At 74.7% G+C, this 21,641-nt stretch carries 18 protein-coding genes and 3 tRNA genes; 13 read left to right on the top strand and 8 right to left on the bottom strand.

Annotation, left to right across the window (positions count from 1 at the left end):
• The first annotated feature begins 232 nt into the window (after window positions 1-232).
• Window positions 233-784: a ribonuclease gene (locus ACFWJ4_RS12115; protein ID WP_380542367.1), complete on the top strand. Its 552-nt coding sequence runs from the start codon at window positions 233-235 to the stop codon at window positions 782-784.
• A 42-nt stretch (window positions 785-826) separates the two neighbouring features.
• Here ACFWJ4_RS12115 and ACFWJ4_RS12120 read toward each other — a convergent pair whose 3' ends face one another.
• The gene (locus tag ACFWJ4_RS12120; protein ID WP_359902935.1) at window positions 827-1,822 is read right to left on the bottom strand and encodes a hypothetical protein; all 996 of its coding nucleotides are present in this window, start codon (window positions 1,820-1,822) and stop codon (window positions 827-829) included.
• 112 nt (window positions 1,823-1,934) lie between these two features.
• On the opposite strand from ACFWJ4_RS12120, the gene ACFWJ4_RS12125 reads away from it, so the two are divergent.
• Complete coding sequence (locus tag ACFWJ4_RS12125; protein ID WP_380542370.1) at window positions 1,935-3,209, top strand: ADP-ribosylglycohydrolase family protein; 1,275 nt, start codon at window positions 1,935-1,937, stop codon at window positions 3,207-3,209.
• Here the strand turns inward: ACFWJ4_RS12125 and ACFWJ4_RS12130 are convergent.
• Window positions 3,199-3,933 (bottom strand): GNAT family protein, encoded by a 735-nt coding sequence (locus tag ACFWJ4_RS12130; RefSeq protein ID WP_359902930.1) that lies wholly within the window; start codon window positions 3,931-3,933, stop codon window positions 3,199-3,201. The genes ACFWJ4_RS12125 and ACFWJ4_RS12130 overlap by 11 nt on opposite strands.
• 706 nt (window positions 3,934-4,639) lie before the next feature.
• Here ACFWJ4_RS12130 and ACFWJ4_RS12135 point away from each other — a divergent pair.
• The 5 genes from ACFWJ4_RS12135 to ACFWJ4_RS12155 all read left to right on the top strand — a co-directional run bounded on the left by ACFWJ4_RS12135 (window position 4,640) and on the right by ACFWJ4_RS12155 (window position 11,650).
• Window positions 4,640-5,584, top strand: a complete 945-nt coding sequence (locus ACFWJ4_RS12135; protein WP_359902927.1) for a PAC2 family protein — start codon at window positions 4,640-4,642, stop codon at window positions 5,582-5,584.
• A 200-nt stretch (window positions 5,585-5,784) separates the two neighbouring features.
• Window positions 5,785-6,792 carry an SGNH/GDSL hydrolase family protein gene (locus ACFWJ4_RS12140; protein WP_380542373.1) on the top strand — a complete coding sequence of 336 codons (1,008 nt, stop codon included), beginning with the start codon at window positions 5,785-5,787 and terminating at the stop codon, window positions 6,790-6,792.
• A 231-nt stretch (window positions 6,793-7,023) separates the two neighbouring features.
• A complete protein-coding gene (locus tag ACFWJ4_RS12145; protein WP_359902922.1) occupies window positions 7,024-8,334 on the top strand; it encodes a deoxyguanosinetriphosphate triphosphohydrolase in 1,311 nt (436 codons plus the stop codon).
• 57 nt (window positions 8,335-8,391) lie between these two features.
• Window positions 8,392-10,299 (top strand): DNA primase, encoded by a 1,908-nt coding sequence (gene dnaG, locus ACFWJ4_RS12150; RefSeq protein WP_359902919.1) that lies wholly within the window; start codon window positions 8,392-8,394, stop codon window positions 10,297-10,299.
• Window positions 10,300-10,420: 121 nt separating this feature from the next.
• On the top strand, window positions 10,421-11,650 hold the full coding sequence (locus ACFWJ4_RS12155) for a sigma-70 family RNA polymerase sigma factor (RefSeq protein WP_380542376.1): 1,230 nt from the start codon (window positions 10,421-10,423) through the stop codon (window positions 11,648-11,650).
• A gap of 13 nt (window positions 11,651-11,663) precedes the next feature.
• On the opposite strand, the gene ACFWJ4_RS12160 is transcribed toward ACFWJ4_RS12155, so the two are convergent.
• The 4 genes from ACFWJ4_RS12160 to ACFWJ4_RS12175 all read right to left on the bottom strand — a co-directional run bounded on the left by ACFWJ4_RS12160 (window position 11,664) and on the right by ACFWJ4_RS12175 (window position 16,733).
• Window positions 11,664-12,887, bottom strand: coding sequence for a DUF2690 domain-containing protein (locus ACFWJ4_RS12160; RefSeq protein ID WP_380542379.1), 1,224 nt, complete (start codon window positions 12,885-12,887; stop codon window positions 11,664-11,666).
• A 397-nt stretch (window positions 12,888-13,284) separates the two neighbouring features.
• Window positions 13,285-14,688 (bottom strand): glutamate decarboxylase, encoded by a 1,404-nt coding sequence (locus tag ACFWJ4_RS12165; RefSeq protein WP_380542382.1) that lies wholly within the window; start codon window positions 14,686-14,688, stop codon window positions 13,285-13,287.
• A 103-nt stretch (window positions 14,689-14,791) separates the two neighbouring features.
• Window positions 14,792-16,225, bottom strand: a complete 1,434-nt coding sequence (locus ACFWJ4_RS12170) for an FGGY family carbohydrate kinase (RefSeq protein WP_380542385.1) — start codon at window positions 16,223-16,225, stop codon at window positions 14,792-14,794.
• 202 nt (window positions 16,226-16,427) lie between these two features.
• On the bottom strand, window positions 16,428-16,733 hold the full coding sequence (locus ACFWJ4_RS12175; protein WP_380347968.1) for a hypothetical protein: 306 nt from the start codon (window positions 16,731-16,733) through the stop codon (window positions 16,428-16,430).
• A 229-nt stretch (window positions 16,734-16,962) separates the two neighbouring features.
• Here ACFWJ4_RS12175 and ACFWJ4_RS12180 point away from each other — a divergent pair.
• Window positions 16,963-17,035: transfer RNA gene (locus ACFWJ4_RS12180), tRNA-Asn, on the top strand.
• 62 nt (window positions 17,036-17,097) lie between these two features.
• Window positions 17,098-17,170 (top strand) — tRNA-Asn (locus tag ACFWJ4_RS12185).
• A gap of 166 nt (window positions 17,171-17,336) precedes the next feature.
• On the opposite strand, the gene ACFWJ4_RS12190 is transcribed toward ACFWJ4_RS12185, so the two are convergent.
• A complete protein-coding gene (locus ACFWJ4_RS12190) occupies window positions 17,337-18,083 on the bottom strand; it encodes a trypsin-like serine peptidase (protein WP_380542388.1) in 747 nt (248 codons plus the stop codon).
• Between the two features lie 118 nt (window positions 18,084-18,201).
• Window positions 18,202-19,065, bottom strand: a complete 864-nt coding sequence (locus ACFWJ4_RS12195) for a trypsin-like serine peptidase (RefSeq protein ID WP_380542391.1) — start codon at window positions 19,063-19,065, stop codon at window positions 18,202-18,204.
• A 189-nt stretch (window positions 19,066-19,254) separates the two neighbouring features.
• On the opposite strand from ACFWJ4_RS12195, the gene ACFWJ4_RS12200 reads away from it, so the two are divergent.
• The 4 genes from ACFWJ4_RS12200 (at window position 19,255) to ACFWJ4_RS12215 (ending at window position 21,567) form a co-directional block, all read left to right on the top strand.
• Window positions 19,255-19,328: transfer RNA gene (locus ACFWJ4_RS12200), tRNA-Ile, on the top strand.
• A gap of 335 nt (window positions 19,329-19,663) precedes the next feature.
• Window positions 19,664-20,611: an SPFH domain-containing protein gene (locus ACFWJ4_RS12205; protein ID WP_380542394.1), complete on the top strand. Its 948-nt coding sequence runs from the start codon at window positions 19,664-19,666 to the stop codon at window positions 20,609-20,611.
• Between the two features lie 9 nt (window positions 20,612-20,620).
• Entirely contained in the window at window positions 20,621-20,848 is a 228-nt protein-coding gene (locus ACFWJ4_RS12210) for a hypothetical protein (RefSeq protein ID WP_380542397.1), read from the top strand.
• Window positions 20,849-20,898: 50 nt separating this feature from the next.
• Window positions 20,899-21,567, top strand: coding sequence for a GPP34 family phosphoprotein (locus tag ACFWJ4_RS12215; protein WP_380542400.1), 669 nt, complete (start codon window positions 20,899-20,901; stop codon window positions 21,565-21,567).
• The last annotated feature ends 74 nt before the right edge of the window (window positions 21,568-21,641 follow it).

A 21,641-nucleotide genomic window follows, 5' to 3' on the forward strand; every position in this document is an offset into this window, starting at 1 on the left:
CCCTCCGCACGCGCGGGTACGACTGACCGCTCTCCCTCCCGTCGGGAGGGCGTACACCGGAGCTCGGCGCAGGAGAACCGGCGTACGTGACACGGCCGGGCGGGAACGGACAACGGCGTCCGTTCCCGCCCGGCCGTACGTTGTGCGCCCGGGCCGGCGCGCCGGCCGGTGTGGCGGCGGCCACGTGTGCGGTTCCCCCGGGGCGGCCCGGCCGCCTGCCAAGCTGGACCGCATGACCAACCGCAGAAACCCGCTCGTCGTCGTGGCCGTGCTGATCCTGGCGCTCCTGGCCGGGGCCGGATACCTCCTCGCCAACCGGGGGAGCAGCCACCCCAAGGCCGCCGCGAGCGCCACCGGGAGTGCCGGCGCGGCCGCCGGCACCGGTGCCACGACGTCCGGGTCCGCGGCGCCCAAGCCCTCGGCCCCCAAGCCGACCCCGCCCGCCGGGGGCGCCGGCAGCACCCCGGCCCCGGCCGGCGCCTGGGTCCCGACCGACCCGGCCATGGCCGACGTCTGCCGCACCAAGCTCCCCGGCCAGGCCCAGGACACCCTCGGCCTGATCGCCAAGGGCGGGCCCTACCCGTACAACCGCGACGGCATCGTCTTCGAGAACCGGGAGAGCCGCCTCCCCAAGAAGTCCGGCGGCTACTACCACGAGTACACCGTGGTCACCCCGGGCTCCAACGACCGCGGCACCCGCCGGGTGGTGACCGGCGACTCCGGCGAGCAGTACTGGTCCGCCGACCACTACGCCACCTTCCAGGAGATCGACTCCCGCTGCTGAGCGGGGCCGGCCGGGCCGCCCGCACCACGCCGTCGGCCCGCCTCACCGCGCCCGGCGCCAGGTGATCCGGGGGTGCGGTGCGTGCGGGCCGGTGGTGACCAGGGCCGTCAGCTCGTGGAGCACCGGGGCCGGGTCGCGGCGGAGCTGGGCCGGGGTGGTGCGCACCACCGGGAGGCCGGCGGCGGTGAGGCGGTTGGCGCGGGCCAGGCCCCGTTCGTGCTCGGCCGGGCGCAGGTGCCAGGCACGGGAGTCGATCTCCAGGGCCACGCAGGCGTGCGGCCAGTAGGCGTCCGGGACGGCGAGGAAGCGGCCGTCCAGGAAGAGCACCGGGTTCCACAGCGGGTCCGGCAGCCCGGCGTGCGCCAGAAGTTCGCGGGCCTCGCCCTCCACCACCGACCGCACCCCGACCGTCAGCTCCTCCACCACCCCGGCCACCTGGGGCAGCCCGAGCGCACCCGGGCGGGACAGCAACTGGTCGAGCAGTTCGCCGAGTTCGCAGTGCCGTCGCTGGACGGCCTCCGCGCACAGCGCCCGGAACCGGCGCTGCCCGGTCTCCCTCGGCGCGAGGTCCGCCAGGGCCCGGGCGACCGTGGTACTCCACAGTCCGTCGGCGCGCTCGAAGCCGCCCGGCATCGCCCCGGACGCCCGGTGGATCCGGACGAACTCCCGGTCCCCTACCCGTCGTTGGCCGGGGATCAGGATGTCGACCGCGTTCAGGTCGGACGGGTGGCCGGCACTCGGCAGTCCGGCCTCGGCCAGGACCGCCAGGCCGGTCAGCAGCACCTCCCCGGTCCGTGGTTCGCGTCCCTTCGGCGTCGCGTACGCGAGGGCGGCCCGCAGCCTCTGATGGAACGTCAGTCTTCCGCTCTGCAGGCAGATCACCCGGGGCAGCACCTGCTGCCACGGCCCGCCCGGCCGCAGCCGGTGGGCGATGGTGCCGGAGGGCACCCCGAGCCGGCGCAGCTGCGCGCGGGTGGCGATGTGCTGCTGGTCGGCGCCGAGCAGGGCGACCGGATCGAGGGGATTCGCGCGGGTCATGCCCCGGTGCCTGCCCGCCGGAATCGGAGGTATGCGAAACATCCCCCGTCGGTGGGGCCGTCGGTCACGGGTGTTGACGCGACGGCGGCCGAGCCGCTGAGCTGGATGCCATATGACCATTCCATTCACGCACGCCGGCCCCGCGCTGGACGCGCTCCTCGGCCTCCGCACGGGCGACGCCCTCGGAGCCCAGTTCTTCGTCCCGGAGACCGCCCGGACCCACCTCGCCGCCCGCACCGAACCGCCCGGTTCCTGGCCCTGGACCGACGACACCGAGATGGCCTGCTCGGTCCACGCCGCGCACACCGAGCGCGGCGCGATCGACACCTTCGACCTCACCTACGCCTTCGCCCTGCGCCACGACTTCGACCGCGGCTACGGCCCGGCCGCCAACCGGCTGCTCCGGCTGATCCGCGAGGGCGGCGACGCCCGGCGGCTGGCCGCCGAACTCTTCGACGGCCAGGGCTCCTACGGCAACGGCGCCGCGATGCGGGTCGCCCCGCTGGGGGCGGCGTACGCCGAGGACCCGGCCGCCGTCGTCCGGCCCGCCGCCGACACCGCCGTCATCACCCACACCCATCCGCAGGCCGTGGACGGCGCGATCGCGGTCGCGGTGGCGGCCGCGTACGCGGTGCGGGCGCGGACCGAGGCCATGACGCCGAGCGCCTTCCTGGCGGCGGTGGCCGACCTCACCCCGAACGGTGCGGTCAAGGACGGCCTGGTGGAGGCCCGCGGACTGCTCGCCCGGTCGGACTTCCGGCTCGCCGCCCGGGTGCTCGGCAACGGCAGCCGGACGTCCGCGGCGGACACCGTCCCGTACGCGCTGTGGTGCGCCGCCCGGAACCTGGCCGACTACCGCGCCGCCGTGTGGGACGCGATCGCGGCCGGCGGCGACATGGACACCGTCGCGGCGATCACCGGCGGGGTGGTGGCCGCGCACACCGGCACCGGCGGCATCCCGCGGACCTGGCTGGCCGCCTGCGAGCCGCTGCCCGACTGGGCGTTCCCGGAGCCGGGCGGCGTCCGCGCGGTCGGCGAACCGCACCTGACGCCGATCGGCCTGCCCCGCCCGCACCCCGTGCCCGACCTGCTCTGGTCGGACGCCGACTGGGAGCGGATCAGGCGCGGCCTGCGGGCCCGGGAGGTGGACGAGCGCTGGGCCTCCGTGGTGTCCGAGGGCGTGCTGCACCTGCACCGCAGCGTGGGTGGCGCGGAGGTCTACCGGGTCCGGGTGGCCCGGGTGCGGGGCGGCTGGCGGCCGGTGGAGGCCCTGGTCGAGGCGCACCCGGGACGCCACCGGGCCTGGGACGACCGCACCACCCTGCCGGCCGTCCTGGGACTCGCGAGCCTCGGCCACGAGCCGTTCCGGGACGGCCTCAGGCGGTGATCATCAGCTGCCCGGCGCCGCTGCCGCCCTGTCTAAGGCACTCCTGGTTGATCGCCGGATCCGGGGCGCTCGGCGAGGTGGCGGCGGCGATCCGCAGCTCGATGATGTCCCGGACGGCCGGCCACTCGTCGTCGAGGATCGAGTAGAACGCGGTGGAGCGCACCACGCCGTCCAGCCCGCGCGAGTGCGCCCGGCGGACGCCCTCGGAGGTCGCGCCGAGCCGTTCGATGGCGGCGCGCGAGCGCAGGTTGCGGGCGTCCGCGCGCAGCGAGATCCGCTGCACGCCCCAGGTCTCGAAGGCGTGGCGCAGCATCAGCAGCTTGGCCTCGGTGTTGATGCCGGTGCCCTGGGCACGCGGCGAGAGCCAGGTGTTGCCGATCTCGGCCGCGTCCGGGACGGCCGTGGCCGGATCGCCGAACGGGACCCCGGGCGCGGGCGGCCACACCATCGGGCCCTGCCAGTAGTCGAGTTCCAGGAACCGGGTGGAGCCGACCACCCGGCCGTCGGCGAGGTTCACCGTCGCGAACGGCAGTGACCGGCCCGCGGCCTGGTCGGCGAGCGCCCGCGCGACGTAGTCGCGGGCGGCCTCCCGGCCGTGCGGGACGGGGGTGAAGGCGTAGGTCGTACGGTCCTCGGCGCCGGCCTCGGCGATGGCCTCGGCATGGTGCGCGGCGAGGGGCTCCAGCCGCACGGTGCGGCCGGTGAGGATGACAGGTACGGGCACGGAACCTTGGTCCTTCATCGGTCGGAGGGTGCCTCCCGCGCCGGGGTACGGCTCGGGGTGCTCTGGGCTGGGTACGCCTGGGCCCGGGTCCGCCGGCCGGGTACCCGCGCACGCCGGAGGTCCGGTCGGACGGGGTGGGGGCGGCGGCCCGGAACGGGCGGCGCGGGGTGCCGGAACGGACACGGATCCTCGGACCGGTCCGGCGGGAAGAGCGACGGGACAGTGTGCGTCCGCGAGATGGCCGAGGAGGGTACGAGAGCGCGAAGGGAAGCAGGCGGCCAGGTGAAGGCAAGATGCGTCGTGGGTGGCTGGCCGAGCACCGGACCGGGACGTGGCCGACGGCGTTACGGACGACGTGACGACGACGCGACGATGCGAGGCAGCGAGAGGACGATACCCGCCAGAAGGCGGTGCGTCACTTCGCGGCACGCGAATGGCCGCGCGGGCCGTTCGCGTGCCCTGCGGACCGGCCCCTCGCAGGGCCCTGACCAGGGAGTCTTCGGCCGGGTGCGATCATGGTCCGGAGTGCTCGTCCGAGGCCGTCGGGCGAGCCCCCCGGGGAGCCGTCGGACGGGCCCCGCGGGGCGCGCGGACGGGAGGTCCGCAGGGCGGGGGCCGGGGGCGGGAATTCCGGCGGCGCCCGGCGCGCTGGACAGGACGAGAAGCCGGTCGACCGGGACGAGCAGGGAACGGGGTTGGGTGCGCGGTGCGTGACTTCCAGGCGTTGTACGAGCTGGATCAGCAGGGCGTGGCCGCCGTTGCCGCGGCCAACGAGCAGTTGCGCGACACCGGTGCCGGCCTCGTGCTGCTCCAGCACTTCGAGGGCTTCATGGACGCCGGGGAGGCCGGCGGCCAGGTGGTGGCCCACCTGCTGGAGACGGGCGCGCCGCAGGTGGTGGCCCGCTTCGACCACGACCGTCTGGTGGACTACCGGGCCCGTCGCCCGGCGATGGTCTTCGACCACGACCACTGGACGTCCTACGACCCGCCGGAGATCCTGCTCCAGCTCGTCCACGACGCCGCCGGCGCGCCGTTCCTGCTGCTCACCGGCCCCGAGCCGGACGTCGAGTGGGAGCGCTTCGCGCGTGCCGTCCGCGAGCTGGTGGACCGCTTCGAGGTGCGGCTCTCCATCGACTTCCACGGCATCCCGATGGGCGTGCCGCACACCCGCCCGGTCGGCCTGACGCCGCACGGCAACCGGCTGGACCTCGCCCCGGGCTACCCGCAGTGGTTCGAGCAGGCGCAGGTCCCGGGCAGTGCCCAGGCGCTGGTGGAGTACCGCCTGGGCGAGGCCGGGCACGACGTCCTGGGCTTCGCCGTGCACGTCCCGCACTACGTGGCCCGCTCCGCCTACCCGGCGGCGGCCGTCCAGGTCCTGGAGGCGGTGCAGTCGGCCACCGGGCTGGTGCTGCCCGGCACCGGGCTGCGCGAGCGGGTCCCCGAGGTCTACGCCGACATCGAGGAGCAGCTGGCCCAGGGGGACGGCGAGTTGCGCTCGGCGATCCGCGGCATGGAGGGCCAGTACGACGCCGTGGCGGGCGCGGAGGGCCGGGAGAGCCTGCTGGCCGAGCCGGCGGACCTGCCCTCGGCGGACGAACTGGGGCGGCGCTTCGAGCAGTTCCTGGCCGAGCACGAGCGCGGCGCGGAGTAGCGGGGGCAGCCGGAGCGGGCGGGCGGAACCGGGCGGCCGGACGGGGCCCGAGGGGCGGATTCCGGCCGGATCCGGCTCGTCGTGCGGCGATCGGGCGCGGGTGGGAGTGATCGGCCGCGATCGTTCGTTGGCCCCTGGTGTGCCCGGGGGACGGGCCGCCGTAAGGAGCCGACCGTGACCCGTATCCCCGGGGGGAGACCATGCCGAGGACCGCACGCCCGACCATCGCCCTGACCGTCGGACTGGCCGCAGTACTGCTGGCCGGCTGCACCGACAACGCCGGTACCGACCAGCAGGGGAGCGCCGCCGCCGGCGCGACGCCCGCCCGCGCGCAGGGCGGCGCGAACCCGTCGCCGACCGCCGCCCCGCCGCCGACCGGCCCGTACGTCGCGCTCGGCGACTCGTACACGGCCGGGATGAAGCTCCCGCCGCAGGTCGGCGAGCCGGGCGCCTGCTACCGCTCCGGGGCCAACTACCCGTCCCTGGTGGCGAAGGAGCTCTCGCTCGCCGCCGGGCAGTTCAAGGACGTCAGCTGCAGCGGCGCCCGCACCGGGGACCTGACCGGTCCGCAGAAGGTCGCGGACGGCACCAACCCGGCCCAGCTGGACGCGCTGACCGCGGACACCCGGCTGGTCACCCTGGGGATCGGCGGCAACGACGCCGGCTTCATGGAGGTCGTGACCGAGTGCGCCAAGGCCAACCTGGTGGACATCGTCAAGGGCGTGATCACCGACAGTGCCGACCGGATCAGCGATTCGCCCTGCCGGGACCACTACGCGGCCGGCAACGGCACCGACGACGTCCAGCGCAAGGTGGAGGCGGCCGGCGACCGGATCGGCCAGGTGCTCCAGGACGTCAAGAAGCGCTCCCCGAAGGCCAGGGTGTACGTGATCGGGTACCCGGGGCTGCTCCCGGCCGACCCGGCGAGCTGCCTGCCGGTGCTCGGCAACGCCGTGGCCGCCTCCGACCTGGGCTTCCTGGTGGAGAAGCAGCAGCAGCTGAACGGCATGCTCAAGAAGCGCGCGGAGGCCGCCGGAGCGGTGTTCGTGGACCTCGCCGGGCCCTCGGCCGGGCACGACATGTGCGCGGGGGAGGACAAGCGCTGGGTGGAGCCGCCCCTGCCGGCCCAGGGGCTGGTGCCGATCCACCCCAACGCCAAGGGGCAGGAGGCGGTGTCCGGCGTGGTCCTGAAGGCGATCAGGGGCTGAGCCGCCCGGGCCGGGGGAGGCTCGGGACGCAGGGACGCAGGGACGCAGGGACGCAGGGACGCAGGGACGCAGGGACGCAGGGACGCAGGGCGCGCGGGGCTGTGCCGTCCGGGTGGGGTCGACTCGCCGGGGCGGGCACCCGCGCGCCGCGCACCGTTCACGCCCCGGCCCGCGCTCCTTCGTGCGCGGCACACCCCGCGTGTCGGGGGCCCGGCGTACGGTGAAGGGCATATGGACGACACCACGCACCGCCTCGCCGCCCCGATCCCGTACGACCACGCTGCCGAGGCCCGCTGGGTCCCCGAACCCGACAAGCGCCCGGGCCGTACGGCCTTCCAGCGCGACCGCGCCCGGGTGCTGCACTCGGCCGCGCTGCGCAGGCTGGCCGGCACCACCCAGGTGGTCGCCCCGATGCGCAGCGACTTCCCGCGCACCCGGCTCACCCACTCCCTCGAATGCGCCCAGGTCGGGCGGGAGTTGGGGGCCGCCCTGGGCTGCGACCCGGACCTCGTGGAGACCGGTTGCCTGGCCCACGACATCGGCCACCCGCCGTTCGGCCACACCGGCGAGGAGGCCCTCGACCAGGCCGCCGAGGCCTGCGGCGGCTTCGAGGGCAACGCCCAGTCGCTGCGCATCCTGACCCGGCTCGAACCCAAGCGCTTCGCGCCCCAGGAGGAGCAGCCCGCCACCCGGCTCGCCCCCTGGCCGGGCCGCAGCGTCGGCCTCAACCTGAGCCGGGCCGCCCTCGACGCCGCCACCAAGTACCCGTGGACCAAGGGCGCCCACCCCACCGACCCGGCCTCGCCCAAGTACGGCGTCTACGCCGACGACCTGCCGGTCTTCCGCTGGCTGCGGGCCGGCTCCCCGACCGGGCGCAAGTGCTTCGAGGCCACCGTGATGGACTGGTCCGACGACGTGGCCTACTCCACCCACGACGTCGAGGACGGCCTCCAGGCCGGCCACATCGACCCGGCCGCCCTGCGCGCCCCCGGTGAGCGCGCCGAGCTCTTCAAGGTCGCCGAGCGCTACGCCCGGGACGCCGAGCCCCAGGAGCTGTCCGACGCCCTGGACCGGCTGCTCGCCCAGGAGTGGTGGCCCCGCTCCTACGACGGCACCGCCCGCGCCCGGGGCGGGCTCAAGGACCTCACCAGCCAGCTGATCGGCCGCTTCTGCCTGGCCGCCGAGCAGGCCACCCGCGCCCGCTACGGCCCCGGCCGGCTCACCCGCTACACCGCCGAGCTGGTGGTGCCGAGGGACGTCCGGCTGGAGTGCGCGGTGCTCAAGGCGGTCGCCGTCCGCTACGTCATGCAGCGCGACGAGCAGGCCCAGCTGCGGGCCCGCCAGCGGATCGTGATCGCCGAGCTGGCGTACGTCCTCACCCAGCGCGCCCCCGAGGGGCTGGACCCGGTGTTCGCCGCCATGTACCGCGAGGCCGAGGACGACCGCGCCGCCCTGCGCACGGTCATCGACCAGATCGCCACCCTCACGGACGCCTCGGCCCTGGCCCTGCACGCCAAGCTGGTCGGCGCCGCCTGGGCGTAGCCGCCCGGAGGCGGCCGCCGCGGATCGAATGCCCGGCCGCCCCAGTAGACTTCCGGGGTGGCCGGGCGGATCAGGGACGAAGACGTACAGGCGGTGCGCAGCGCACTGCCGATCGACGCGGTGGTCGGCGACTACGTACAGCTGACCAACGGTGGCGGTGGCGAGTACAAGGGCGTCTGCCCCTTCCACGACGAGAAGTCCGCCTCCTTCTACGTGAACCCCGCCAAGGGCGTCTTCCACTGCTTCGGCTGCCAGGAGAACGGCGACACCATCGCCTTCCTGATGAAGATCGAGCACTTCACCTTCGCCGAGGCCGTCGAGCGGATGGCCGCCCAGGCCGGCATCACCCTGCGCTACGAGGAGGGCGGCTACAGCCCCCGCCACCAGCAGGGCGAGCGCACCCGGCTGGTCGAGGCGCACAAGGTGGCCGCCGCCTACTACCGGGAGCAGCTGGCCTCGCCGGAGGCGGAGATCGGCCGCCGCTTCCTGGCCGAGCGCGGCTTCGACGAGGAGGCCGCCACGGTCTTCGGCGTCGGCTACGCCCCCGTGGGGTGGGAGCACCTGGTCCGCTACCTGCGCGGCAAGGGCTTCACGGACAAGGAGATCCTGCTGGGCGGCCTCGCCTCGCAGGGCCAGCGCGGCGGCCTGATCGACCGCTTCCGGGGCCGGCTGGTCTGGCCGATCCGGGACATCGCGGGCGAGGTGGTCGGCTTCGGCGCCCGCCGCCTGCGCGAGGACGACAACGGCCCGAAGTACCTCAACACGCCCGAGACCCCGATCTACAAGAAGTCCCACGTGCTGTACGGCATCGACCTGGCGAAGAAGGAGATCGCCAAGTCGGGCCGCGCGGTGGTGGTCGAGGGCTACACCGACGTGATGGCCTGCCACCTGGCCGGGGTCACCTCGGCGGTGGCCACCTGCGGCACCGCCTTCGCCGAGGACCACATCAAGATCATCCGCCGGCTGCTGATGGACACCTCGCAGTACCGGGGCGAGACCGTCTTCACCTTCGACGGCGACGCGGCCGGCCAGAAGGCCGCCCTGCGCGCCTTCGAGGACGACCAGAAGTTCGCCGCCAAGACCTCCATCGCGGTCAGCCCGGGCGGCATGGACCCGTGCGAGCTGCGCCTGGCCCAGGGCGACGAGGCGGTCAAGCACCTGATCGACAACCCGGTCCCGCTCTTCGAGTTCGCGCTGAACTCGGTGGTGGCCCGGCACCGGGTGGACACCCCGGAGGGGCGTTCGGCGGCACTGGAGGAGTCGGCCCCGATCGTCGCCAAGATCAAGGACCGCTCGATCCAGCACGAGTACGCCGTCCGCCTGGCCGGCATGCTCGGCATCCTGGACGAGCAGTTCGTCGTCCGCCGGATCTCCCAGCTGGCCCGCTGGGACCGCGAGCGCCAGCAGAACCCGCGCGGCGCGGCCGCCCAGCGCCGCCCGGAGCAGGCCCAGCCGCAGCGCCCGGCGCAGCCCGCCTTCCGGCTCAACCCGCGCGACCCGGCCCAGTTCGTCGAGCGCGAGCTGCTCAAGCTGGCGCTCCAGCACCCGGACCTGGTCAGTCCGGCCTTCGACCACTACGGCGAGGACGAGTTCCCGACCCCGCCGTACACCGCCGTCCGGCAGGCCATCGCCAAGGCCGGCGGCGCCGCGCACGGGGCGGGCCTGCCCGACTTCACCAGCGCGGTGCGCGAGGCGTCCCCGGACGACCGGGTGCGCTCGCTGGTCACCGAGCTGACCGTCGAGCCGGTGCGCTCGCGCCGCAAGGTGGACGCGATCTACGCGGGGGAGTTCCTGGTCAAGCTGCGCATGCTGGCGGTGGACCGGCGGATCACCGAGGTCCGCGGCTACCTCCAGCGGCTCGGCCCCCGGGCCGAGGCCGAACAGCTGCACGCGGTGCAGACCGAGCTGTGGCAGCTCCAGCAGTACGGGCAGGAGCTGCGCAGCCGGGGTGCGGCCGCTCTCTAGCGTTCGCTTCACAGAAAGTCGGCGCACGAGTCTCGGCCACGGAGCGTGGCGTACCGCACACTGGAGGACGTCCCACCTTCGTACAGCGCGGGTCCGCCAGAGTCGCGCCCGCCCCGAGGGGATGCCCGTGGAGCAAGGCCTCGTCGCAGCGACCACCACCAGTACGGGAACGAAGCCCGCCGGACCGGCCGGTCCGCAGGAGACCGGGGAGCAGGAGACCCACCACGGCCGGGCCCGGGCCGCGCCCCCGGACGGTGCCCGGATCCCCGCCCAGGGCCTGCCGGAGGGCCACCCGGACAGCCCGGCCCCCGAGGCCGAGGCCGTCCCCGAGGCCGTGTCCGGGGCCGTGTCCGGGGCCGTGTCCGGGTTCGAGCCCTCGCCCGGAGCGCGGGCCGGGTCCGAGGACCGGCGGGAGCGCCGGATCCCCGCCGAGGACACCGGCCCGGCCGCCGACCTGCTGCGCCAGTACCTGCGCGAGATAGGCCGGATCCGCCTGCTCACCGCCGCGGAGGAGGTCGAGCTGGCCCGCCGGGTGGAGGCCGGGATCTTCGCCGAGGAGCGGCTGAACGGCGATCCGCCGCCGCCCGACCCGCTGGCCGGCGAGCTGGACTCCCTGGTGGTGCGGGGCCGGATCGCCAAGCGGCGGCTGATCGAGGCGAACCTGCGGCTGGTGGTCTCCGTCGCCAAGCGCTACGTCGGCCGCGGACTGACCCTGCTGGACCTGGTCCAGGAGGGCAACCTGGGACTGATCCGGGCGGTGGAGAAGTTCGACTACACCCGCGGCTTCAAGTTCTCCACGTACGCGACCTGGTGGATCCGGCAGGCGATGAGCCGGGCGCTGGCCGACCAGGCCCGGACGATCCGGGTGCCGGTGCACGTGGTCGAACTGATCAACCGGGTGGTCCGGGCCAAGCGCGGCCTGCTCCAGGAGCGCGGCCTGGAACCGACGGCGGCCGAGATCGCCGCCGCCCTGGAGCTGACCGAGGAGCGGGTGCGCGAGCTGCTGCGGCTGGCCCAGGAGCCGATCTCGCTGCACACGCCGGTCGGCGAGGAGGAGGACGTCGCGCTCGGGGACCTGATCGAGGACGCCGACGCCGCCTCGCCCGCCGAGTCCGCGACCTTCCTGCTGCTGCGCCAGCACCTGGAGGCGGTCCTGGCCACCCTGGGGGAGCGGGAGCGCCAGGTGGTCCAGCTCCGCTACGGGCTGGACGACGGCCGCCCGCGCACGCTGGAGGAGATCGGCGCGGTGTTCGGTGTGACGCGGGAGCGGATCCGCCAGATCGAGTCGAAGACCCTGGTCAAGCTCCGCGACCACGCCGGCGCGGAACAGCTGCGCGGCTACCTCGACTAGCGGCCGGCCGTGGTCAGGACGGACCGGCCGACTCGGTCGGAGCGGCGGCCGGTACTGCCGGCCCGGTCGGTGCCGTCGGTGCCGGCGGGTCGACGGGTGCCGCCGGGTCGGCCGGTGCCGGGTCGGCCGGTGTGGCCGGGGCCGGGGTCGTGGGCGCTCCCGCGCCGGTGCCCGGCGGGGGAGAGGCGGGACCGATCGGGATCGGGGTGGAGGCCACCACCATGGCCAGGTCGGAGACCACCGCGGTGCAGTCGTGGCCGGCCGGCTGGTAGCCGCAGACCTGGAAGGTGACGGTCGGGTCCGCCGCGTTCAGCATCGCCGAGTAGTTGTCGTAGCCCCAGTGGATGAGTGCCGTCTCGGCGTCGCCGGCGCTGTCGCTGATCGTCGCGTAGTCCTTCGGCTCGCCCTCGGTGATGGCCGCCCAGGCCGCCCGGCAGGTCTGGCTGTACCGGAGGTAGACGACCACCTTGCCGATCACCTGGGTCTGCAGGGTCCGGGCGTCCTTGCCGCAGCCGGTGGTCTTCGGGTCCTTGTGCGCGCAGCCGACGGCCTGACAGGCCGGGGCGCCCGGGGCGGGCTTGGCACTGGGGGAGGTGCCGGCGTCGGCCGTCGCGGCGGGTCGGTCGGCCGCCGAGGCCTGCCCGTCGTGCCGGCTGATCCGCAGGCCCACCAGCACCAGCAGCACCGCCAGCACGGCCGCGCCGGAGAACAGCGCCGCCGGACGCCGCCACCAGACGAGGGGGGCGGGCCCGGACTCCTGCCCGGTCGCCGGCGCCTCGCCGGCGGCCGGTTCAGGGGCGGTGGTCTCCTCGGGGGCGGGGCTCTCGGCCGCGGGCTCCTCGGGGCCCGGGGGTTCGTCAGCGACGGCCGGCCGCTGCGGGCCCTGGCCGTCGCGCTCCTCGGCGACCGCCGTGCCCGTGCCCGTGCCCGTGCCCGTGCCCGCGCCCGGGCCCGTGACCGGCGCCGCGGCCTCCGGCCCCGCCACCGCCCGCCGCCACAGTGCCCGCAGCGCGGCCGCGTCGCAGTCGACCGTCCCGACCAGCGCGTCCAGCGCCTGCTCGGTGACGACCCGTTTGCCGTTGAGCCAGCGCTCCCAGGAGGCCCGGCTGTAGTGGGTCCGGGCGGCCAGTTCGGACAGTGACAGTCCGGCGGTGTCCTTGATGGCCCGGAGCTCCTCCGCCAGGCGTCTGGCGGGCTCGGACAGCTCCTCGGGCAGCTGCTTCCAGGCGGAACCCAACGCGGGCGCTCCAAACTCGAGAAACGGGGACGGGGAACGGGTGAGCGGCAGGTCCCGGCCCGGGCCGTTCGGCGTCTCCGCTTCTCCAACCTGATCGGCCTGGCGTCCCAAACCCCAGGTCATGGCGCTGAGACGGACGGAAGTGTCTCACAACCCCCGGAGACGCTCGAACATTCACGTGGTCATCGTGCAGAGTTCTCTGGCCGGTGCGGTTCACCCGACGGTGGAACCGTTCGGACGCCGATCGATCACCCGTCGGTCCGCACCCGTTCCCGGCCCCCACCGGACCGGGGCAGCCTCGCGGGGGGAGGCTGCCCCGGCCCGCCGGGATGCTCCGGCGGGGAGGGCGCTTCGCTGCGCCCTCCCCGCCGTGACGTTCTCCCGGGTGTGCGAAGGGTCAGTGGTGGAAGCCCGAGCGGGGCGGTACCCCGAGCTGCTGGAGCGGGACGGGCTGGCGCCGCAGTTCCGGCAGCAGCCGGTCGAGGTCGGCCAGCAGCAGGTCGGCGAGGTCCCGCGAGAAGCCGTTGCGGCAGACCACCCGGAGCACCGACAGGTCCTCCCGGTTGGCCGGGAAGGCGTACGCGGGCACCTGCCAGCCGCGTTCGCGCAGCCGCCGCGAGACGTCGAACACGTCGAACGGGACGTCCCCTTCGGTGGTGAAGGCGAACACCGGCAGCTGGTCGCCCCGGGTCAGCAGCCGGAAGCCGTCCAGCTTCCCGATCCGCCCGGCGAGGTAGGTGGCGACCTCGCGGCAGGCGCCCTGGACGGCCCGGAAGCCCTCCCGGCCGAGCCGCAGGAAGATGTAGTACTGGGCGACCACCTCGGCGCCGGGCCGGGAGAAGTTGAGGGCGAAGGTCGGCATCTCGCCGCCCAGGTAGTTGACCCGGAAGACCAGTTCCTCCGGCAGCGCCTCCTTGTCGCGCCAGAGCGCCCAGCCCACCCCGGGGTACACCAGGCCGTACTTGTGGCCGGAGGTGTTGATCGAGGCGACCCGGGGCAGTCGGAAGTCCCAGGACAGGTCCGGGTCGAGGAAGGGCGCCACCATGGCGCCGGAGGCGCCGTCCACGTGTACCGGGACGTCGACGCCGGTGCGCTCCTGGAAGGCGTCCAGGGCCGCGCAGATCTCCGCGACCGGCTCGTACGAGCCGTCGAAGGTGGAGCCGAGCACGGCGACCACACCGATGGTGTTCTCGTCGCACAGCGCGACCGCCCGCTCGGCGTCCAGGTGGAAGCGGTCGCCCTCCATCGGCGCGGTGCGGGCCTCGACCTCCCAGAAGTTGCAGAACTTCTCCCAGCAGACCTGCACGTTGACGCCCATCACCAGGTTCGGCCGGGCCCCGGCGGCGTAGCGGTCGGGGTTGCGCCGCATCCAGCGGCGCTTGAGCGCCATGCCGGCCAGCATGCAGGCCTCGCTGGAGCCGGTGGTGGAGCAGCCGACGGCGGTGTCCGGATCGGGGGCGTGCCAGAGGTCGGCGAGGATCGCCACGCAGCGCCGCTCCAGTTCGGCGGTCTGCGGGTACTCGTCCTTGTCGATCATGTTCTTGTCGAGGCACTCGGTCATCAGCCGGGTGGCCTGGGCGTCCATCGAGGTGGTGACGAAGGTCGCCAGGTTGAGCTTCGCGTTGCCGTCCAGCATCAGCTCGTCGTGGATCAGCTGGTACGTGGTCTCGGCCGCGACCGGGCCCTCGCCGAGCCGGTGCAGCGGTGGGGCCAGCTTCATCGCGCCCAACGGGTCGGCGACGGTCGGGTACGGGCCGATGCTCAGCCGGCGGTCGCCGCCGGCTCCCTTGTGCAGCGCCATGGCGTCCTGCCGCCTTCCGCGTCGGTGGCCGTGTCCCGTTCCACGCTGCCACCGGGCGCCGGGTGCCGCATCCGCACGGCCGTCACCGCCCCCGGGCCGGGGGTCAGGCCGCCGCCTCCGGGTGGATCTGGTCGCGGGCGGCCCGGTACTGCTGACGCACCGCCGAGCCGATCGCCAGGTCCTGCTCCCCGTCGGGCTCGACGGTCTCGGCGTCCGGCAGCTCCCACTCCGGCGGCTCCGGGGTGCCCGCCAGCGCCCACGCGGCCTGCCGGGCGGCCCCGCGGGCGGCGTGGGCGCCCGGTGGTGGCACCACGACCGGGACGCCGAACAGCATCGGGGCGATGTGCCGGACGGCGGGCAGCCGCCCGGCCGTGCCGAGCAGGAACACCCGCTTCACCGCGACGCCCCGGGCGCGCAGCACGTCGAGGGCGTCGGCGATGTTGCACAGCATGCCCTCGACGGCGGCCCGGGCCAGGTGTTGAGGGGTCATCGCCTCGGCCCGCAGCCCGGTCAGGGTGCCGGCCGCGTGCGGCAGCGCGGGGGTGCGTTCGCCGTCCAGGTAGGGCAGCAGCACCAGGCCGTAGGCGCCGGGGGAGGAGTGCAGGGCGAGGTCGCTCAGGCCCGCCAGGTCCCGGCCGAGCAGGGCGGCGGTGGAGCGCAGCACCTCGGCGGCGTTGAGGGTGGCGACCATCGGCAGGTGCCGGCCGCTGGCGTCGGCGAAGGAGGAGACCAGGCCGGAGGCGTCCACCACGGCCTCCTCGTGCACCGCGAAGATCGTTCCGGCGCTGCCGAGGGAGACCACCGCGTCGCCCGGGCCGAGGCCCAGGCCCAGTGCGGCGGCCATGTTGTCCCCGGTTCCGGCCGAGATCAGCAGGCCCTCGGGGGTGTGCCCGGCGGGCTCGGCCGGGGGCAGGACGTCGGGCAGCCTGAGCTCGTGGCCGAGCGCCAGCTCGACCAGGTCCTGCCGGTACTCGCCGGTGATCGGCGACCAGTAGCCGGTGCCGGAGGCGTCGCCGCGGTCGGTGGTGCGGCGCTTGGGGTGGCCGAGCAGCTGCCAGACCAGCCAGTCGTGCGGCAGCAGCACCTCGGCGATCCGACGGGCGTTGGCCGGCTCGAACTCGGCCAGCCAGCGCAGCTTGGCGATGGTGTACGTGGGGGCGGGCACGGCGCCGATCGCGGCGGTCCAGGCGGCCGGACCGCCGAAGGCGTCCAGCAGCTTGGCGGCGGCCCCGCTGGAGCGCGGGTCGTTCCACAGGAGCGCCGGGCGGACCTGTACCCCGCCCGCGTCCAGGCCGATCATCCCGTGCTGCTGGGCGCTGACGCCGATCGCCCGGACGCCCTCCAGCAGGCCGCCGGTCGCGGCGTCGCCGAGCGAGTGCAGCCAGACCTGGGGGTCGGCCTCGCCCGGGCGCAGGTCCTGGTCCTCGGGGACGGGGTGGGGCGCCTTGCCGGAGCGCAGGACGGCGCCGGTGTCGGCGTCGCACGCGACGATCCGGGTGCGGTTGGTCGAGCTGTCTATCCCCGCGACGATGGCCATGCCGAGATCATGCCTCAGCCCGGCCCGGGACGCGTCCGGGCCGGGTGGGACGTTGCCGGTTCGCGACCGCGCGTTGGGGTTCGCTTGGGTCCGGCGTCACCGTCCCGTCACCGACGGGGGGTAGCCGCCGGGCCGTGTGTCGCGCGACACACGGCCCGGACCAGCGGCGCACGGGGGCCACCGGCGGGCCGGCCGCCGCCCGTCACGGGCGGAAGGTGCCCCAGCCGTCGTCCTCCGCCCGGGAGCGGTTGAAGTACGGCACCCGGTCGGTGACGGCGTTCGGCAGCCGGTCGCCGACCCGGTCCGCGACCGCGCCGGCCGCCCTCCCGGCCACCGCCCCGGCCTGCTGCCGGGCCCGGTCGGTCGCGCCCTGGACCGTGGGGTTCCGGGCGACCTGCCGGGTGACCCTGGCGATCTGTTCGTAGCGTCGGCGCCCGGCTCGCGAGCCGAGGACGTAGCCGGCCGCGAAACCCGCGGCCAACGACAGCTTCCACATGGTCGGATCCACCCTCTCCTGGCGGCTTCTGCCGCATTGCCCTACCCGTCCGTCGGGACGGCGAACCGTCCGCGCCCCAGCATCCCCGGCCCCGTCGCCGGGCGCGCGCGGGGCACGCCGGGCGGCAACCCGGGGGCAGGCCGGGAAAGCGATTGGCGGACCACCCCCCCGAGTGCGCTAATGTATGTCCCGCAGCGAGCGCCGAGGAGCCCGGGAGACCGGGGGCCGAGGCGGGAGCCGATCCCCCATAGCTCAATTGGCAGAGCAGCCGACTGTTAATCGGCAGGTTATTGGTTCGAGTCCAATTGGGGGAGCTCGGGAGAAGGTCCTTCGGGGTCCTGCTTCCCGTCCGTGGTACGGAAGTCGAGTACCGCGATCCCGCATAGCTCAATTGGCAGAGCAGCCGACTGTTAATCGGCAGGTTATTGGTTCGAGTCCAATTGCGGGAGCTGCACCGGGTCCGCCCGGTGACTGCTCAGAGCGAAGGCCCCTCGGTCGACCGGGGGGCCTTCGTGTTGTCGTCGTCCGGTCCCGCGGCGTGACGTACGCGACACCGCCCGGCTTCCCCCGGATCCGCCCGCGCGCCCGGTTCCGGTCCCGCGGCCGGCTCCCGGGTCAGGCGGTCGCCTTCCGGTAGAGGTCGGCGACCCGCTGGTCGAAGGTGACGCTGTACGAGGTGCCGGGGGTTTCCCCGCCTTCCTGGTAGCCGCCGATCACGCCGATCACCGTGCCGTTCGCGGCGACCCACGGGCTGCCGCTGGTGCCGTCGGTGTAGCCGCCGCAGTCGAAGCGCTCCTGGGTGGCGCTCTGCGAGCTGGTCCGGGCGGCGCAGGTGATCGGCTCGTCGCTCTCGTTCGGGTAGCCGGTGACGGCGACGGACAGACCGAAGCCCTGGCCGGTGCCGATCGGATTGCCGCCGACCGCGTCCTCGACCTGCCGGCCGTCGACCGTGCCCACCGTGACGAAGGCCACGTCGTACTCGGGGTCGTCGCCGGCCGCCCAGTGCGGGTCGACGGTGATCGCCTGTACCGGCCAAGTCCCGTACGGCGTGGACCCGTTGCGGTAGCCGGGGGTGAACACCAGACCGTCCAGCAGGCCGATCCGGCGGGTCTGCACGCAGTGCGCCGCGGTGACCAGCAGATTGCGCCGGGGGCTGTGCACCACGCTCGCGGTGCAGGCGCGCGGGCCCTGGGCGGTGCGGATGGAGAGGGTGCCGATCCGGTCCCGGGCGGGGCTCTGCTGCGCGACCTCGGCGGTCGGCGTTCCGTCCTGCCCGCCGCACGCGGTGCCGGCGGCCAGCAGCAGGGCGGCCAGCGCGGCCGTTCGTGCCGTGCGCGGGGGCCGCGGCGGGCGGGAGGCCATCGGGGCTCCGTCTCGTTCCTCGGGGCGGGCACCGGGGCCGTGCGTTCCGCCGTTCGTGAGGAAGATCTACCAGGCCGTGCCCGGCGGCGCCACCGCCGCGTGTCGGGTCCGCCGCGGATCAGCCGGTGGCGCGGTCGTACAGGGCCTGGACGCGGTCGCCGAAGTAACTGCTGTACGAGGTGTCCGGGCTGTTGCCGCCCTCCTGGTAGCCGCCGATCACGCCGACCACGGTGCCGGTCCTGGTGGCCGGGTCGAAGTCGGTGACCCACGGGCTGCCGCTGGTTCCGCCGGTGTAGTCGGGGCAGTCGATCCGCAGCTGGGTGGGGCTCTGCCGGTCGGTGGTGTTGGAGCAGGTGATCGGGACGCCGCTGCTGCTCGGGTAGCCGGTGATCTTCACCGGGAGCCGGTAGCCTCGGTTGACGCCCAGTCGGTTGGCGCCGAGCACCTGCTGGACCTGCCGGCCGTCCTGTGCCTGGACGACCGCGAAGGCGACGTCCATGTCCGGGTCGGCGTGGTCGTTCCAGCCGTCGTCCACGGTGACGGCCAGCAGCGGCCAGACGCCGCTGGGGGTGTCGCCGTCGCGGTAGCCGGGGACGAAGACCAGATCGCCGCGCCGCCCGAGCTGCGGATCCCAGACGCAGTGGGCGGCGGTGACGACGAGGTTGAGCCCGGCACTGTCGACCACACTGGCGGTGCAGAAGTGGTCGCCGTCGGCGTTGCGGGTGAACACCGCGCCGACCAGGCCGTTGAGCACGGTGGGCTTGGCGGTGCGGGTGACCCCGGTGTGCCGGCCGGCCGCCCCCCTGAGCCGTTGCCGGTTCCAGCCGTGGCTGTCGACGGAGGCGGAGGTGGAGGAGGCGGTGGGAGGTGCCGAGGTGACGGTGGGGGTGCCCCCGCCCGGGCCCGCCGCGGTGGTGCAGCCGGCCGCGGCCAGCACCAGTGCGAGCGTCGCGGCCGCCGCCCCCGTCCCACGAGTCGTCATCCGCCCAGGCTGCCCCGAACGGGTGCCCCGCCGCCACCCGGGCTGCGCCGCCCGGGAGGCGCGTACCGTCGCGCACCCAGCTGCGCCCCCGGCGCGCACCACGGGTGATCGACCGGCTATGCTGCCCGGGACGGCCTCGCTGGGGCCGTCTGCTGCTGCCGTGCCGACGACCGGCGCGTGCGGCGAACCGGGGCGGTAGCTCAGCCGGTTAGAGCAGGGGACTCATAATCCCTTGGTCGTGGGTTCGAGTCCCACCCGCCCCACCTTCTCGATGTGCGACGAGTGTCGTACGACCCTTCGCGGGCGGGCCGCCGAGCCGGTGCCCGCCGCCTTCCCACCGCCTGCGACGTCGCAGAGTCTAGGCCGCGGCCACCCCCTTCCCCGTGTGGCGCGCCGGAATTCACCCACCCGTGGGCATCGGCCCGGGCCGTCCCCGACGGTCGTGCGCCGCCGCTCGGCGGCCGTTCCTTCCCCGTTCCCGTCGCCGCTGGGCGGCCGTCCGTTCCCCTGTTCCCGTCGCCGGTCCCTGGCGCGGCGCGGCAAAAAAGTGATATCACTTTGACATCGGATGCGGATGCTCGCAGAAGGAGTCGCTCCCATGACCACACCGCCTTTCGCCGTCGAGGACGGCCCCGCGCTGGACCTCCCGGTCCCCAGGATCACCGAACGGGTCATCACCGGGGCGGCCGGCCTGCCGGTGCTCGGCGGCGCACTGTTCGGCCTGCTCGCCGGGGTCGGCTCGGTCATCGCCGGCGCGGCCCAACTGTCCTCGAAGACCAGCGGGTTGGGCATCGCCCTGGTGATCGCCGGGCCGCTGCTGCTGCTCGGCTCACTGCTGACGACGTTCGGGCTGACGGTGGTCTCGCCCGGTCAGGCCCGGGTGGTCCAGCTGCTCGGGCGCTACCGGGGCACCATCCGCGCCGAGGGCCTGACCTGGCTGAACCCGTTCACCAACCGCCGGCACATATCGCTGCGGATCCGCAACCACGAGACCGAGACCACCAAGGTCAACGACGCGGACGGCAACCCGATCGAGATCGCCGCCGTGGTGGTCTGGCAGGTCGAGGACACCGCGATGGCGCTCTTCGAGGTGGACGACTACGCCGACTTCGTCGCCATCCAGACCGAGACGGCCGTGCGGCACATCGCCACCAGCTACCCGTACGACGCCCACCACGAGGGCCAGTTGTCGCTGCGCGACGGTGCGGACGAGATCGCCCGCAAGCTCTCCGCGGAGATCTCCGCCCGGGTCGCCGCAGCCGGGGTGCGGGTCGTCGAGTCCCGGATCACCAGGCTCGCGTACGCTCCGGAGGTCGCCCAGGTGATGCTCCAGCGTCAGCAGGCCGGGGCCGTGGTGGCGGCGCGCAGGCTGATCGTCGAGGGCGCCGTCGGTATGGTCGAGGAGGCGCTGGAACGGCTCGCCGAACGCGATGTCGTGGAGCTGGACGAGGAGCGCAAGGCCGCCATGGTGAGCAACCTCCTGGTGGTGCTCTGCGGCGACCGCGGCACCCAGCCCGTCGTGAACACGGGCTCCCTCTACCAGTAAGGCGAGGCCTTGGCGACGGAACGGAAGAAGCTCCTGTTGCGACTGGACCCTTCAGTTCACGACGCGCTCGCCCGATGGGCCGCGGACGACCTGCGCAGCACCAACGCGCAGATCGAGTTCCTGCTCCGCCGCGCCCTCACCGACGCGGGGCGGATGCCCGGCGGCGCGGCCCGGCTTCCCCGGCGCGGACGCCCGCCCAAGGAGGGCCCGGAGAGCGGCGGTCCCGGCGGGGACTGACCGCGGCGGCCCGGGTCACCCACAGATCCTCCAGATCCTGGGAGAACGAGATGGACCTGCCTGCCAACCTGCCCGAGAAGCTGTACCTGCTCGCCCACGACCCGCGGCGCGGGCGGACCACCCAGCACTCCTCGCTCAACCTGCTGCTGCAGGCGGCGGCGCTGACCGAGCTGTTGCGCCGGGGCCTGCTGTACGAGGAGGGCCGCAAGGCCGTCGCCCGGGTCCGCGGCGGCGCCGCCGAGGACGGCCTCGACCCCTACAGTGCCGACCTGTTGGGCCGGATCAGGGCCACCCGGCCGCACAGCTGGAGCTCGTGGGTCGGCCGCGCCAGGAGCACCGGGCGCGACCAGCCGATCCGCCGGGTCCGGGACGGCCTGGCGGAATCCGGCCGGATCACCCTCCGGCCGCACCGGGTGGCCGGCCTGTTCCCGGTGACCCTGGTCACCGTGCACGACCCCGGGGTCCGCAAGGCGCTGGAGGCCCGCGTCGCCGGGGCGCTGACGGGCCCGTTCAGCCGGGTCGACCCGGCCGACGCGGCGCTGACCGCCCTGGTGGCGGCGGGGAAGCTCCGTACGGTGCTCGGCTCCAGGGAGCGCCGGGAGCACCGCGGCCGGATCGCGAAGCTGGCCCCGGCGGCCGGCCCGGTCCCGCGCGCGCTCGGTACCGCCCTGGCCTGGCGGACGGCGGGCCACGCCGCGGAGAGCGCGGCCCTGGGCTGACGGACCGTCCACGGGGGTGACGGTCCGTCCGCTGGGCCACGGAGCCCGGTCGCCCGTCCGGCGGCCGGGCTCCC

The sequence above is a fragment of the Kitasatospora sp. NPDC127067 genome (genome assembly GCF_042724755.1).
GTDB lineage: Bacteria > Actinomycetota > Actinomycetes > Streptomycetales > Streptomycetaceae > Kitasatospora > Kitasatospora lactacystinica.

Coding starts and splice junctions, on each gene's coding strand:
- ACFWJ4_RS12215 (WP_380542400.1), top strand. CDS start 20,899: ATGGACCTGCCTGCCAACCTGCCCGAGAAGCTGTACCTGCTCGCCCAC.
- ACFWJ4_RS12195 (WP_380542391.1), bottom strand. CDS start 19,065: ATGACGACTCGTGGGACGGGGGCGGCGGCCGCGACGCTCGCACTGGTG.
- ACFWJ4_RS12120 (WP_359902935.1), bottom strand. CDS start 1,822: ATGACCCGCGCGAATCCCCTCGATCCGGTCGCCCTGCTCGGCGCCGAC.
- ACFWJ4_RS12140 (WP_380542373.1), top strand. CDS start 5,785: ATGCCGAGGACCGCACGCCCGACCATCGCCCTGACCGTCGGACTGGCC.
- ACFWJ4_RS12205 (WP_380542394.1), top strand. CDS start 19,664: ATGACCACACCGCCTTTCGCCGTCGAGGACGGCCCCGCGCTGGACCTC.
- ACFWJ4_RS12155 (WP_380542376.1), top strand. CDS start 10,421: ATGCCCGTGGAGCAAGGCCTCGTCGCAGCGACCACCACCAGTACGGGA.
- ACFWJ4_RS12125 (WP_380542370.1), top strand. CDS start 1,935: ATGACCATTCCATTCACGCACGCCGGCCCCGCGCTGGACGCGCTCCTC.
- ACFWJ4_RS12165 (WP_380542382.1), bottom strand. CDS start 14,688: ATGGCGCTGCACAAGGGAGCCGGCGGCGACCGCCGGCTGAGCATCGGC.
- ACFWJ4_RS12145 (WP_359902922.1), top strand. CDS start 7,024: ATGGACGACACCACGCACCGCCTCGCCGCCCCGATCCCGTACGACCAC.
- ACFWJ4_RS12170 (WP_380542385.1), bottom strand. CDS start 16,225: ATGGCCATCGTCGCGGGGATAGACAGCTCGACCAACCGCACCCGGATC.
- ACFWJ4_RS12190 (WP_380542388.1), bottom strand. CDS start 18,083: ATGGCCTCCCGCCCGCCGCGGCCCCCGCGCACGGCACGAACGGCCGCG.
- ACFWJ4_RS12115 (WP_380542367.1), top strand. CDS start 233: ATGACCAACCGCAGAAACCCGCTCGTCGTCGTGGCCGTGCTGATCCTG.